Here is a 12,486-nt window from a genome sequence, read left to right as displayed (position 1 = left end):
ACGTATTTCAAAGTGGGAGCGGGCTTGCTCGCGAAGGCGTCAGTCAGAACACCTCAAAGCCCAACTCAAACACGGTACCAGTGGCATCACTGCTCACCCGCACCCGCCCCCCATGCAACTGCATGATCGACTGCACAATCGCCAGCCCCAACCCACCGGAATCCCCCGGTTCCGCCCGTGACGGATCGACCCGGTAAAAGCGATCAAACAATTTGCCCAGGTGCTGTGGCGCGACGGCCGGGCCGAGGTTGTGCACCTGCAACCAGCACATGCCAGGTTCATCACGGCGGCAAAGGCTGATCAGCGTGCCTGCATCCGCGTGCCGCACCGCATTGGCCAACAGGTTGCCAAGGGCGCGTTGCAGCAGTTGCTGGTCGGCCAGCAGTTCGCCGTGCAACTGGTTATTCAGGCGCAACTCGCGGTCATCGGCCAACGCTTCAAAGTAATCGCAGAGCTCACTGCCGACGCTGTGCAGATCAAGCGTCCGCCGTTCGAGCGCCCGTTCTGCCTGTTCGGCGCGGGCGAGGAACATCAGGTTTTCGGCCATGCGCTTGAGGCGTTCGAATTCTTCCATGTTCGAGGCCAGCAGCTCCTGATACTCCGCAGTGCTGCGCGGGTGATTCAGCGCCTGGCCGTTGCTCGCCAGCAAGGTGTGCAACGGCGTGCGGATTTCGTGCGCAAGGTCAGCGGAAAACTGCGACAACCGCTGCACGCTGTCGTCCAGCCGGGCGAGCATGCCGTTGAGCGCCTGCACCGGTTCGAGCAGCTCTGCCGGCGTACCGCTCGCCGACAACCGTTGATCAAGGCTGCGCAGATCAATTCCGCGCACCGCATCGCTCAACTGCCGCAACGGTTGCAGACCCCGGCGCAGCAGGACCAGGCCCAGCGCAAACGCGAGCAACGCGCCGAGCCCGACCGCCAGGTACAGGCGCAAGCGATAGCTGCCGAGCATCTGCTCACGTTCACTGAGCACCTTGCCGGCAATCACCGTCAGCGGCTCGCCGTTCGGCCCTTGGGCTTCACCGGACAACAACGCCAGCTCGGCACCGTCCGGCGCCTGCCAGGTCAGCACGTCGTGACGCTGTGGCGTCTGCTCGCGGGGGATGGCGTTCAGCGCCGGCAACTCGCGCTGACGAGGGTTGATGCCGATCACGCTCGATCCGTCGGCACGCCGCACCAGCAGCAGACTGTCGAGGTTACCGAGCATGTTCTGATAGAGACGCGGGCGCGCCTGCAAGGCGTCAAGGCTGTCGCTGTCGGCGAGCAGCGCGCGCACCTGCTCAAGTCGGCCGAGCAGGGCCAGGTCATCGCGGTAAGCGATCTCCGACGCCAGCGAGCGATAGAGAAACACGCCAATCGCACTCAGCACCAACGCGCAGACCACGGCAAACGCCAGCGCCAGACGCCAGGCGATCGACCTAGCGCGCATCGTCGGGCGCTTCCAGCTGATAGCCGACGCCGCGCACGGTGTGGATCAGTTTTGGCATGAACGGGTCATCGACTTTGGCCCGCAAGCGGCGCACCGCGACTTCGACCATGTTGGTGTCGCTGTCGAAATTCAGGTTCCACACCTGGGAGGCGATCAGCGTGCGTGACAACACTTCGCCCTGACGACTGGCGAGCAATTGCAACAGGGCAAATTCCTTGTTGGTCAGGGCAATGCGCTGACCGCCGCGACTGACCCGACGCCGCAGCACATCAATCTCAAGGTCAGCGATGCAGTAGGACTCGGCCTCGCGCATCGGCCCACGCCGCAGCAGCGTGCGCACCCGCGCGAGCAATTCGGCGAAGGCAAAGGGTTTGAGCAAGTAATCGTCGGCGCCCAGTTCCAGTCCGCGCACGCGGTCTTCGATAGCGTCCTTGGCGGTCAGGAACAGCACCGGCGTGGCGCCGCGCTGGCGGATCAGTTGCAGCAACTGCCAACCATTGAGGCCCGGCAGCATCACGTCGAGGATGATCAGGTCGTATGCCTGCTGCTCGATGAAATAGCGCCCATCGAGGCCATTGAGTGCCACGTCCACGGCAAAACCCGATTCGCCCAGCCCTTTGGCAAGGAAATTCGCGGTTTTGGCTTCATCTTCTACGACCAGCAAACGCATGGCACACCTCGATTGATCAGGCACACAGGCTAGGCGCCTTCGGTCCGGTTGCCCATTACAAACTTGTAATCCGACTGACGAGGTTCTGACGAAGAGCGCCGGCTAAGGTGGCGACCTTCGCTTTCGGAGCCTGTTCATGACCTTCAAATATCTTGTCGCGAGCCTCGCCATCGGCCTGAGCGCCAGCGCGGTTGCCAGCCCGGAACTGCCACGTCACGCCGACCTCGATCTGAAAACCGCACGCTTGCTGGCCGATTCGGCGCTGAGCAATTGCACCGGCACGGTGTCAGTGCTCGACCGTGGCGGCAACCTGCTGGTGACTCTGCGCGGCGATGGCATCGGCCCGCACAACACCGCCGCCAGCCAGCGCAAGGCCTACACCGCGCTGTCGACGAAAACCCCGACCCGGCTGTTTGCCGAGCACGCCCGCAGCAACCCGCAGACCGCCAATCTCAACACCCTCGATGAGCTGCTGTTGCTCGGCGGCGGTATCCCGTTGTTCGCCGGCAATGAGCTGGTGGGCGCCATGGGCGTGGCCGGATCCGGCGGCGGCGAACAAGACGAAAACTGTGCCATCAAGGCCGCCGAAAAGGCCGGCCTGACCCTCATCCGTTCCCCATAAGGAGACTGACCATGACCCCCCTGCGCATGACCTTCGCCGCGCTCGGCCTGAGCGCTGTTTCAGGCCTGGCGCTGGCCGCCGGCAACCCACTGAGCGTGCACGTGCTCAATCTGGAAAACGGCCTGCCGTCCCCCGGGATCAACGTGACCCTGGAAAAACATGTCGGCCAGGACTGGCAGCCACTGGCCCAGGGCACCACCAACGAACAGGGACGCATCGCCGAACTGTTCCCGGCCAAACAGCCTTTCGAGGCGGGCGAATACCGCGTGGTGTTCAAGACCGGCGAGTATTTCGAGAAGAACAAGCGCCAGACGTTCTTCCCGGAGATCCCGGTGATTTTCCAGGTGCAGCAGACTGACCAGCACTACCACATCCCGTTGCTGCTCAGCCCTTATGGCTTCTCGACCTATCGCGGCTCGTAGAAACAACATTGATCCAATGTGGGAGCGGGCTTGCTCGCGAAGGCGGTGTGTCAGTTCATGATGTGTTAGCTGATGCACCGCCTTCGCGAGCAAGCCCGCTCCCACAGGGGAAACCCGTGTTCTTCAGAGTGTGGCCAGCGCCCGCAATCGAACGGCATCAAGAATTTCGATCTCGCCGTACCCCAGCCCGATAATCCCCTGCCCCTGTAAATCCTTGAGGATCTGGTTGGTGGTCTGCCGTGACAGCGACAGCATCGACGCCAATTGCTCCTGCGGCAGTTGCAGCACACGGCGCGGCGGGTCGAGTTCGCCGTAGCCTTCGGCGATCATCAACAGGCGATGGGCCAGGCGTGCCGGGGCCGGGAGCAAACTCAACTGTTCAAGATTGATGAAGGTCAGGCGCAATTTCTGGCTCATCAGCAACGCCAGATGCCGCCAGTACAGCGGCTGCTCGTCGAGGATTGTCAGCAGGGTGTTTTGCGCGATGTTCAGCAAGGTGCAAGGCCCGACAGCGTAGGCGTCATGGGTGCGCGGCTGGCCGTCGAACAGGCAGATTTCGCCGAACCAGTGCGGCGCTTCCACCAGGCTCAGCAACGCCTCCTTGCCCTGCTCGCTCACCGCTCCGATACGGATCGCGCCGTCGAGCACCGCATACAATCCGCACGGCGCATCGCCGCGCTGAAACAGCCGCTGCCCCGCCGTCAGCCGCCGCTCCCGGGCCGCCGCCAGCAGACTATCCTGAAAGGACGCTGGCAGATGACTGAACCATTGCCCTGTCATCAGCTGTGAACGCTTATCCATGAACACTCCCAATTGTCGCCTGCCTGACAGAGCGAACGCCGAACCCGGGGCATGCTGCTCTCACCCTACAGGAGGAACAACAATGAAAAGCCTCGTCGATCATTTGAGTCAATACGCCGCGTATCACCGCGACCCGCGCAACATCGCCAGCCACTTTATCGGCATTCCGCTGATCGTAGTGGCCGTGGCGGTGTTGTTGTCGCGGCCAGAATGGGCGCTGGGCAGTTTGTGGCTATCTCCGGCGGTGTTGCTGGCGTTGGCCTCAGCGTGGTTCTACCTGCGCCTGGAAGTGAAGCTGGGCGTTCTGATGACGGTGCTGATGGCGTTGTCGGTCTGGGCCGGGCATGTACTGGCGCAGCAGAGCACCATGGTCTGGCTCAGCAGCGGCCTGGCAATGTTTGTGATCGGCTGGGTGATCCAGTTTGTCGGGCACCACTATGAAGGACGCAAACCGGCGTTTGTCGATGACGTGAGCGGGTTGATTGTCGGGCCGTTGTTTGTGGTGGCGGAACTGGCGTTCATGCTCGGCATGCGACAGGCGCTGAAAGAGCAGATCGAGGCGCGGGCGGGCGTGGTACGGGTCAATCCGAATCGGGCGGCTGTGTAGATCGCATTCGCGAGCAAGCCCGCTCCCACAGGGAAACGCATTCCAAGTGTGGGAGCGAGCTTGCTCGGGGCGGCGATCCGACGAAGCTTTTGACGTCAGAGGCCTGCGACTTTCTGCCAGACCTTCGGTTTGAAGAACAGCGTTTCACCTTTGGCCAGACCAATCAGGCTGTCATGGTCTTTCACCACTTCGGCCTCGATCAGGTCCGTCTGCCCTTCCACCTTCAACGTCACCCGCGTGGTTGCGCCCAACGGGCGGATATCGCGCACTTCAGCGGCGTGGTGATCTTCCAGTTCATGCTTGGACAGCGACACTTCGTGCGGGCGGAACAGCACGTGGTTGTCGTCACTGAGCAGCAAGCGGTTCGAGTCGCCGAGGAAGTGATAGACGAAATCGCTGGCCGGGTTTTCGTAGACATCGCCCGGTGAGCCGATCTGCTCGATCACGCCCTTGTTCATCACCACGATACGGTCAGCGACTTCCATCGCTTCTTCCTGGTCGTGAGTCACGAACACCGAGGTCAGGTTGATGTCTTCGTGCAGCCGCGCCAACCAGCGGCGCAGCTCTTTGCGCACCTTGGCGTCGAGGGCGCCGAACGGCTCATCGAGCAGTAGCACCTTCGGTTCCACCGCCAACGCGCGGGCCAGGGCGATACGCTGACGCTGGCCGCCAGACAATTGCTCCGGGTAACGATCCGACAACCAGTCCAGTTGCACCATGTTCAGCAGTTCGTGGACCTTGGTCGCGATCTGGCTTTCGCTCGGGCGCTGGTTTTTCGGCTTCATGCGCAGGCCGAACGCGACGTTGTCGAACACCGTCATGTGGCGGAACAGCGCGTAGTGCTGGAACACGAAACCGACGTTGCGATCACGCACATCGTGGCCGGAGACGTCTTCACCGTGGAAGACGATGTTGCCCTGATCCGGGGTTTCCAGGCCGGCAATAATCCGCAGCAGCGTGGTCTTGCCGCAACCGGACGGGCCGAGCAACGCCACCAGTTCACCGCTATGGATGTCCAGGCTGATGTTGTCCAGCGCCTTGAACGCATTGAAATTCTTGCTGACGTTACGCACTTCGATCGACATGAGTTATTCCTCCGCGGCGCTGGCGCGCAGGCGGTTGATACGGTTTTCGCTCCACTGCTTGAGCAGCAGGATGAAGAGCGCCAGGATCAGCAACAGGCTCGCCACGGCGAACGCGGCCACGTGGTTGTATTCGTTGTAGAGGATCTCGACGTGCAGCGGCAAGGTGTTGGTCACCCCGCGAATGTGCCCGGAAACCACCGACACCGCACCGAACTCACCCATGGCCCGCGCGGTGCACAGCACCACGCCATAGATCAGGCCCCATTTGATGTTGGGGACGGTGACGTGCCAGAACATCTGCCAGCCGTTGGCGCCGAGCAGGCGCGCGGCCTCCTCTTCCTGCGTGCCTTGTTCCTGCATCAGCGGAATCAGTTCACGGGCCACGAACGGCACGGTGACGAAGATCGTCGCCAGCACGATGCCCGGCAGGGCGAAGACGATCTGGATGTCGTGATCCTGCAGCCACGGCCCGAACAGGCCCTGGGCGCCGAACATCAGCACGTAGACCAGACCTGCGATCACCGGCGATACCGAGAACGGCAGGTCGATCAGCGTCACCAGCATGCTCTTGCCGCGGAACGAGTACTTGCTCACGCACCACGCGGCGCTGACGCCGAACACCAGGTTCAGCGGCACCGAAATCAGCACCGCGATCACCGTGAGTTTGAGCGCCGACAAGGCATCGGGTTCAAAGATCGCGGTGAAGAATGCACCGAGGCCGTTCTTCAAACCTTGCGATACGACGATGAACAGCGGCAACACCAGGAACAGAAAAAAGATCAGCCAGCCGAGACCGATCAGCACTCTGCGCGAAGTGGCGCTGCCACGGCGCGCAGCGTTGGCCGAGGAAGCGGCCGCAATAGACGATTGGGACATGGTTCGCGCCTCCTTATGGGGTTTCGATGCGCCGCTGCAGCAAGTTGATCAGCAGCAACAGGACGAAGGAAACCACCAGCATCAGCACGCCGATGGAAGTGGCGCCGGTGTAGTCGTACTGGTCGAGTTTGACCATGATCAGCAGCGGCAGAATTTCGGTTTTCATCGGCATGTTGCCGGCAATGAAAATCACCGAACCGTACTCGCCGACGCCCCGCGCGAACGCCAGAGCAAAACCGGTCAGCCAGGCGGGCAACAGCGCCGGCAACAGGATGTGGCGGAACACCTGCAGTGGCTTCGCCCCGAGGCAGGCGGCGGCTTCTTCGACTTCACGCGGAATGTCCGCCAGCACCGGCTGCACCGTGCGCACCACGAACGGCAGGGTCACGAAGGTCAACGCCAGCGTGATCCCGAGCGGGGTGTAGGCGATCTTGAAACCGAGGTCGGCGGCGAACTGCCCGACCAGCCCGGTCGGGGTGTACAGCGCCGTCAGTGCAATACCGGCCACCGCGGTCGGCAACGCGAACGGCAGATCGATCATCGCGTCGATCACCTTGCGCCCCGGGAACGTGTAGCGCACCAGCACCCAGGCCAGCAACGTGCCGATGATGCCGTTGATGATCGCGGCGCACAGCGCAGTGCCGAAGCTCAGCTTCAGTGCAGCGAGAACGCGGGGCGCGGAGATGATCGTCCAGAACTGATCCCAGGTGAGTTGGGCGGCATGGACGAACATCGCCGCCAGCGGGATAAGCACAATCAGGCTGAGGTACACCAAGGTGTAACCCAGCGTCAGCCCGAAGCCGGGTATGACGGGGGAGATACGACGCGACATAAAAGTCCTTGGTTGAAAACGCATCAATGTGGGAGCGGGCTTGCTCGCGAATGGGCCCTATCATTCAACATTTATGTCGTCTGACACACCGTCTTCGCGAGCAAGCCCGCTCCCACATGTTTTGTGCCTGAACATCAGGCTCGTTTCATTTGAGATTACTGCGCCTGATAGATCTGGTCGAACACGCCACCGTCGTTGAAGAATTTAGGCTGCGCGGATTTCCAGCCGCCGAAGTCCTTGTCGATGGTTACCAGTTCCAGTTTCGGGAACTGCTGGGCGTACTTCGCCGCCACGTCCTTGTCACGCGGGCGGTAGAAGTTCTTCGCGGCGATCTCCTGACCGGCCGGGCTGTACAGGTGCTTCAGATAGGCTTCGGCGATCTGCTCGTTGCCCTTCTTCTCGGCATTCTTGTCGACCACAGCCACTGGCGGTTCGGCGAGGATCGACAGCGACGGCACGACGATGTCGAACTTGTCGGCGCCACCGTCTTCTTTCAGCGCCAGGAACGCTTCGTTTTCCCAGGCCAGCAACACGTCACCCTGACCGTTGTTGACGAAGGTAATGGTCGAGCCGCGAGCGCCGGTGTCCAATACCGGAACGTGCTTGAACAGGGTCTGTACGTACTCTTTGGCTTTTGCTTCGCTACCGCCGTTGGCTTTCAGGCCATAAGCCCATGCAGCGAGGAAGTTCCAGCGTGCGCCACCCGAGGTTTTCGGGTTCGGGGTGATCACCGAGACATCGTTCTTGACCAGGTCGCCCCAGTCCTTGATGCCTTTCGGGTTGCCCTTGCGCACCAGGAACACAATGGTCGAGGTATACGGGGTGCTGGCGTCCGGCAGACGCTTCTGCCAGTCGGCCGGCAGGGTCTTGCCGAGCTTGGCGATTTCGTCGATGTCGCCGGCCAGTGCCAGGGTCACGACGTCAGCGCGCAGACCGTCGATCACCGCGCGGCCCTGCTTGCCCGAACCGCCGTGGGATTGCTGGATTTTCACGGTGTCGCCGGCATGGTCCTGCTGCCAGAACTTGATGAATTCGGCGTTGTAGTCCTGATACAGCTCACGGGTCGGGTCGTACGACACGTTGAGCAGTTCGTAATCCTTGGCAACCGCGGAACCGGCAAACACAGCGCTGGCCAAGGCGGCCAAAGCGTAACGGCGAATCGACGACATGGTGAAAGCTCCTGGAATTCTGAGTGGTGGCTTTTTCTTATGTGTTGCTGGAGTCGGGTTGCTCATTCAAAGATCGCCGCCTGCGACAGCTCTTGCGCACAGCCCCCTGCAGAAGCTGCCGCAGGCGGCGATCTTTTTCAGCTCGGCTTGTTGCCCGGTTGCTGCAAACGGAATTTCTCTTTGCGTTCGATCTGTACGACCTGGGCGTTGTGCACAGTGATCTCCACCGCACCGAAACGCAGATCGCGCAGGGCGCTCTGGATTTCACGCAAGATGGTGGTTTCGTCCTGACCGTCAACGCTGCGAAGGGATGCGCTCATGGTGCTGCTCCTTTGAATGGGATATGCCTGGCAGTGGGCGGCACTGCGTTCGGCGTGGGAGCAATATAAGAGAGGCGCAGATATTCTTAAAAAGACTATTTAAGAATGTTTATATAACTAGAAAACATTATCTGTCGGGGCAAGGGTTTGCGCAGATTCGGGACCGACAGATAACCCTGTGGTGAGGGGATTTATCCCCGCTGGACTGCGCAGCAGTCGCAAAATTTTCAGGGTCGCTTCGCAACCCGACGGGGATAAATTCACTCGCGACAGGTTTTGTACTCACCACAGAGACTGGATTCAGCCGATAACAGGAGCCTTCGCCCAATCAATTTCTCCCGCCGGCACCGGCCGCCCAAACCAGTAGCCCTGGCCCAGATCACATTCCTGATCCAACAGAAACGCCGCCTGCTCCGCCTGCTCGATCCCTTCGGCGTGCACCTGCATGCCCATGCTGCGGGCCAGGGCGATGATCACGCGAACGATCGCCACATCGTCCTCGTCAGACGGCAGCCCGGCCACAAAACCCTGATCGATCTTGAGCTTCTGCACCGGCAGGCGCTTGAGCCGCAAGAGAGATGAATAGCCGGTGCCGAAGTCGTCGATGGCCAGGCGAATGCCCAGCTCGCGCAACCGATGCATCTGCTCCAGCGCCACTTCAGGGTCGTCCATCACCGCACTTTCGGTGACTTCCAGCTCCAGATAGGCCGGATCCAGCCCGGTCTCGTGCAGCACCTGCGCCACCTGCTGATACAGCTCGCGCCGGGCGAACAGCCGCGACGAGACGTTGACTGCGACGAACGACAGGACAACTCCCGCCTGTTGCCATTGGCACATCTGCGAACACGCCTGGCGCATCACCCAGGCATCGATTTCGGCAATCATCCCGGTGCGCTCGGCAATCGGAATGAATTCCGCCGGCGACACCAGCCCTCGCTGTGGATGCTGCCAACGCACCAGCGCTTCGACGCCGATCAGGCGACTGCTGTGCAAATCGTGAACCGGTTGGTAGTAGACCCGCAGCTCCTGCTGCTCCAGCGCGCGGCGCAATTCGAAGGCGATCTCGACCCGTTGCTGGGCATGTGCCGTCAGCTCTTCGGTGTACAACGCGTATCCGTTACGCCCGCTGCTCTTGGCCTTGAACAATGCGGCATCGGCATTGCGCAACAGCTGATCGGCACTCAGCGCGTCGCTGGGAAAGAGGCTGATACCGATACTGGCGTTGATGAACAACTCATGCCGGTCGATGGCGAACGGCTCCTTCAGCGCATCGAGAATGCGTTGCGCCAGCGCCGCAGCCTGTACCAGCTGTGGACAACTTTCCGCCAGCACCGCGAATTCATCACCGCCGAGCCGCGCCAGGGTCATCCCGGGGCCGAACAGATCCTGCAGGCGTGCCGCCACCGCTTTGAGCAAGCGATCGCCAACGTTATGCCCGAGGCTGTCGTTGATCATCTTGAAGTGATCCAGATCGATCATCAGCAAGGCGCAGCCGCGCTTGTGCAGTTGCGCCGATGTCAGCGCCTGTTCGGCGCGGTCGCTGAACAGCAGACGGTTGGGCAGGTCGGTCAGTGGATCGTGGTGCGCGAGGTGCTTGAGTTCGTGCTCGGAATCCTTGATCGCACTGATGTCGGAAAACACCGCCACATAGTGGCTGAGGCGTCCCTGATCATCGTGAATCACGCGGATGGTCTGCCACTGTGGGTAAATCTCACCGCTCTTGCGCCGGTTCCAGATTTCCCCGCTCCATTCGCCGTGTGCCTGCAGTGTGGCAAACATCGCCTGATAGAAGTCTGGTGGATGGTGACCGGACTTGAACAAGCTCGGTTGATGACCGAGGACTTCTTCACGCTGGTAGCCGGTGATCTCCATGAACGCGCGGTTGACGTGCACGATCAGGCCCTCGCGATTGGTGACCAGCACCCCTTCGCGGGTGCAGTCGAACACCGCAGCCGCCTGACGCAGGCGCTCACGGTCGGCCTGACGCTCGCGCAACCGCGCACCAATGCCGAGAAACTCACACAAACGCACGCGGGCCAGGAAGATCAGCCCGGCACTCAGCGCCGCCCAGACGTAACCGTTGATCAGTTGCCAACGCAGTTGATCGACGGACTCATCGAAGAAATTGTTTAATAAATAACCAGTCCCTTGCAGCCAGACGGCCGCAAGCACGAGATAAAGCAGCGCTGCACGCAAGGCATCGCGATAAGTGGCAGACATTCGGCTGTCCATGTCCCTACAAAAAGGTTGGAATTATAGGTCAAGAAACATCCAGCGACTCTTATCTGAAAGGGCGACTGGTTTTATCTGTGTGCTTGGTGATAATGCAACGGCTGTTTTTATCTTTATCGAGGGCCCTATAGCCTATGTGGTACGAAGGTTTTCTTGGCTTGTCGGCCTGGTCACTGGTCGCGGTCACCCTGCTGATGACCCACGTGACAATTGTCGCCGTCACGGTCTATTTGCACCGTTATTCGGCCCATCGCTCGCTTGAGCTGAATGCCGGCCTGAAACATTTTTTCCGCTTCTGGCTGTGGCTGACCACGGCGCAGAACACCCGCGAGTGGACCGCCATCCACCGTAAGCACCACGCCAAATGCGAAACCGAAGATGACCCGCACAGTCCGGTCATCAAGGGTCTGTCTACCGTGCTGCGCAAAGGCGCCGAGCTGTATCGCGCCGAAGCCGAGAACCCGGAGACCCTGCGCATCTACGGCAAGAACTGCCCCGAAGACTGGATCGAACGCAATCTCTACAGCCGCTATCCGCTGCTGGGCGTGGCAATCATGGGCGTCATTGACCTGCTGCTGTTCGGCACCATCGGCATCACCATCTGGGCAATCCAGATGATGTGGATTCCGGTCTGGGCCGCCGGCGTGGTCAACGGTCTGGGGCACGCCATCGGCTACCGCAACTTCGAATGCCGCGACGCGGCAACCAATCTGGTGCCGTGGGGCATCCTGATCGGCGGCGAAGAGCTGCACAACAACCACCACACCTACCCCAACTCGGCCAAGCTGTCGGTGAAGAAGTGGGAGTTCGACCTCGGCTGGGCGTGGATCAAGGTCTTCAGCTTCCTCGGTCTGGCCAAGGTGCAGCGTGTGGCGCCGATCGCCCACCGCGTCGAAGGCAAGGGCAACCTGGACATGGATACCGCCATGGCGATCCTCAACAATCGCTTCCAGATCATGGCCCAGTACCGCAAATTGGTGATCGGCCCGCTGGTCAAGCAGGAGCTGGACAAGGTCGATCATTCGGTACGCCATCAATTCCATCGGGCCAAACGCCTGCTGTCGCGGGAAACCAGCCTGTTGGAAGACCGTCATCACTTGCGCATCCAGAACATGCTCGAGCACAGTCAGGCGCTGAAGGTAATTTACGAAAAACGCCTGGCCCTGCAGCAGATCTGGGTCAAGACCAGCGCCAATGGCCACGACATGCTCGCCGCCATCAAGGAATGGGTGCACGAGGCCGAGGCCAGTGGTATTCAGTCCCTGCGTGAATTCGCCGACCAGTTGAAAACCTACTCGTTGCGTCCTGCAGCGGTCTGATGCCGTTGATCGGTGCGCCCGGGCTCCCGGGTGCACCCTTCGGAACTAAGCACAAAATCCCCTATCTCAAAGACACTTCGCCACCCCGGCGGGCTGTACTGT

13 protein-coding genes are annotated in these 12,486 nt (G+C 61.0%); 4 read left to right on the top strand and 9 right to left on the bottom strand.

Going from position 1 to position 12,486, the window contains the following annotated elements:
• Positions 1-43: 43 nt before the first annotated feature.
• Together AC1UK9_RS01145 and AC1UK9_RS01140 are read right to left on the bottom strand one after the other, a co-directional pair.
• Positions 44-1,429: a heavy metal sensor histidine kinase gene (locus tag AC1UK9_RS01145; protein WP_482579066.1), complete on the bottom strand. Its 1,386-nt coding sequence runs from the start codon at positions 1,427-1,429 to the stop codon at positions 44-46.
• Positions 1,419-2,099 carry a heavy metal response regulator transcription factor gene (locus AC1UK9_RS01140; protein ID WP_025113392.1) on the bottom strand — a complete coding sequence of 227 codons (681 nt, stop codon included), beginning with the start codon at positions 2,097-2,099 and terminating at the stop codon, positions 1,419-1,421. Before AC1UK9_RS01140 ends, AC1UK9_RS01145 begins: the two co-directional genes overlap by 11 nt.
• Before the next feature lie 136 nt (positions 2,100-2,235).
• On the opposite strand from AC1UK9_RS01140, the gene AC1UK9_RS01135 reads away from it, so the two are divergent.
• Both AC1UK9_RS01135 and uraH read left to right on the top strand, forming a co-directional pair.
• Positions 2,236-2,721, top strand: coding sequence for a GlcG/HbpS family heme-binding protein (locus tag AC1UK9_RS01135; RefSeq protein ID WP_025113393.1), 486 nt, complete (start codon positions 2,236-2,238; stop codon positions 2,719-2,721).
• Positions 2,722-2,732: 11 nt separating this feature from the next.
• Positions 2,733-3,143, top strand: a complete 411-nt coding sequence (uraH, locus tag AC1UK9_RS01130) for a hydroxyisourate hydrolase (protein ID WP_482579064.1) — start codon at positions 2,733-2,735, stop codon at positions 3,141-3,143.
• Positions 3,144-3,266: 123 nt separating this feature from the next.
• Here the strand turns inward: uraH and AC1UK9_RS01125 are convergent, their stop codons facing one another.
• Complete coding sequence (locus tag AC1UK9_RS01125; protein WP_473014124.1) at positions 3,267-3,944, bottom strand: Crp/Fnr family transcriptional regulator; 678 nt, start codon at positions 3,942-3,944, stop codon at positions 3,267-3,269.
• Positions 3,945-4,026: 82 nt separating this feature from the next.
• Between AC1UK9_RS01125 and AC1UK9_RS01120 the strand changes: the two genes are divergently transcribed.
• Entirely contained in the window at positions 4,027-4,551 is a 525-nt protein-coding gene (locus tag AC1UK9_RS01120) for an Mpo1 family 2-hydroxy fatty acid dioxygenase (RefSeq protein ID WP_025113396.1), read from the top strand.
• A gap of 95 nt (positions 4,552-4,646) precedes the next feature.
• Here the strand turns inward: AC1UK9_RS01120 and AC1UK9_RS01115 are convergent, their stop codons facing one another.
• The 6 genes from AC1UK9_RS01115 to dibA form a co-directional block, all read right to left on the bottom strand.
• On the bottom strand, positions 4,647-5,636 hold the full coding sequence (locus AC1UK9_RS01115) for a sulfate/molybdate ABC transporter ATP-binding protein (RefSeq protein ID WP_025113397.1): 990 nt from the start codon (positions 5,634-5,636) through the stop codon (positions 4,647-4,649).
• A 3-nt stretch (positions 5,637-5,639) separates the two neighbouring features.
• Entirely contained in the window at positions 5,640-6,512 is an 873-nt protein-coding gene (cysW, locus tag AC1UK9_RS01110; RefSeq protein ID WP_003220512.1) for a sulfate ABC transporter permease subunit CysW, read from the bottom strand.
• A gap of 13 nt (positions 6,513-6,525) precedes the next feature.
• Complete coding sequence (gene cysT / locus AC1UK9_RS01105) at positions 6,526-7,344, bottom strand: sulfate ABC transporter permease subunit CysT (RefSeq protein ID WP_007952818.1); 819 nt, start codon at positions 7,342-7,344, stop codon at positions 6,526-6,528.
• Between the two features lie 155 nt (positions 7,345-7,499).
• Complete coding sequence (locus tag AC1UK9_RS01100) at positions 7,500-8,513, bottom strand: sulfate ABC transporter substrate-binding protein (RefSeq protein WP_025113399.1); 1,014 nt, start codon at positions 8,511-8,513, stop codon at positions 7,500-7,502.
• Between the two features lie 137 nt (positions 8,514-8,650).
• Entirely contained in the window at positions 8,651-8,833 is a 183-nt protein-coding gene (oscA, locus tag AC1UK9_RS01095; RefSeq protein ID WP_003220508.1) for a sulfur starvation response protein OscA, read from the bottom strand.
• A gap of 300 nt (positions 8,834-9,133) precedes the next feature.
• A complete protein-coding gene (gene dibA, locus AC1UK9_RS01090) occupies positions 9,134-11,053 on the bottom strand; it encodes a phosphodiesterase DibA (RefSeq protein WP_025113400.1) in 1,920 nt (639 codons plus the stop codon).
• Positions 11,054-11,199: 146 nt separating this feature from the next.
• Between dibA and desA the strand changes: the two genes are divergently transcribed.
• On the top strand, positions 11,200-12,384 hold the full coding sequence (gene desA / locus AC1UK9_RS01085; RefSeq protein WP_025113401.1) for a delta-9 fatty acid desaturase DesA: 1,185 nt from the start codon (positions 11,200-11,202) through the stop codon (positions 12,382-12,384).
• Positions 12,385-12,486: the final 102 nt, after the last annotated feature.

The sequence above is a fragment of the Pseudomonas sp. AK-TSAG1-1 genome, from assembly GCF_056821665.1.
Note: the sequence above shows the minus strand (reverse complement) of the source record. Positions and strands in the feature narration are given on the sequence as shown.

Excerpts from the sequence above, each read along its gene's own strand:
- dibA (WP_025113400.1), bottom strand. The coding sequence starts at position 11,053 with ATGTCTGCCACTTATCGCGATGCCTTGCGTGCAGCGCTGCTTTATCTC.
- uraH (WP_482579064.1), top strand. The coding sequence starts at position 2,733 with ATGACCCCCCTGCGCATGACCTTCGCCGCGCTCGGCCTGAGCGCTGTT.
- AC1UK9_RS01140 (WP_025113392.1), bottom strand. The coding sequence starts at position 2,099 with ATGCGTTTGCTGGTCGTAGAAGATGAAGCCAAAACCGCGAATTTCCTT.
- AC1UK9_RS01120 (WP_025113396.1), top strand. The coding sequence starts at position 4,027 with ATGAAAAGCCTCGTCGATCATTTGAGTCAATACGCCGCGTATCACCGC.
- desA (WP_025113401.1), top strand. The coding sequence starts at position 11,200 with ATGTGGTACGAAGGTTTTCTTGGCTTGTCGGCCTGGTCACTGGTCGCG.
- AC1UK9_RS01125 (WP_473014124.1), bottom strand. The coding sequence starts at position 3,944 with ATGGATAAGCGTTCACAGCTGATGACAGGGCAATGGTTCAGTCATCTG.
- AC1UK9_RS01145 (WP_482579066.1), bottom strand. The coding sequence starts at position 1,429 with ATGCGCGCTAGGTCGATCGCCTGGCGTCTGGCGCTGGCGTTTGCCGTG.
- AC1UK9_RS01135 (WP_025113393.1), top strand. The coding sequence starts at position 2,236 with ATGACCTTCAAATATCTTGTCGCGAGCCTCGCCATCGGCCTGAGCGCC.
- oscA (WP_003220508.1), bottom strand. The coding sequence starts at position 8,833 with ATGAGCGCATCCCTTCGCAGCGTTGACGGTCAGGACGAAACCACCATC.
- cysW (WP_003220512.1), bottom strand. The coding sequence starts at position 6,512 with ATGTCCCAATCGTCTATTGCGGCCGCTTCCTCGGCCAACGCTGCGCGC.
- AC1UK9_RS01100 (WP_025113399.1), bottom strand. The coding sequence starts at position 8,513 with ATGTCGTCGATTCGCCGTTACGCTTTGGCCGCCTTGGCCAGCGCTGTG.
- cysT (WP_007952818.1), bottom strand. The coding sequence starts at position 7,344 with ATGTCGCGTCGTATCTCCCCCGTCATACCCGGCTTCGGGCTGACGCTG.
- AC1UK9_RS01115 (WP_025113397.1), bottom strand. The coding sequence starts at position 5,636 with ATGTCGATCGAAGTGCGTAACGTCAGCAAGAATTTCAATGCGTTCAAG.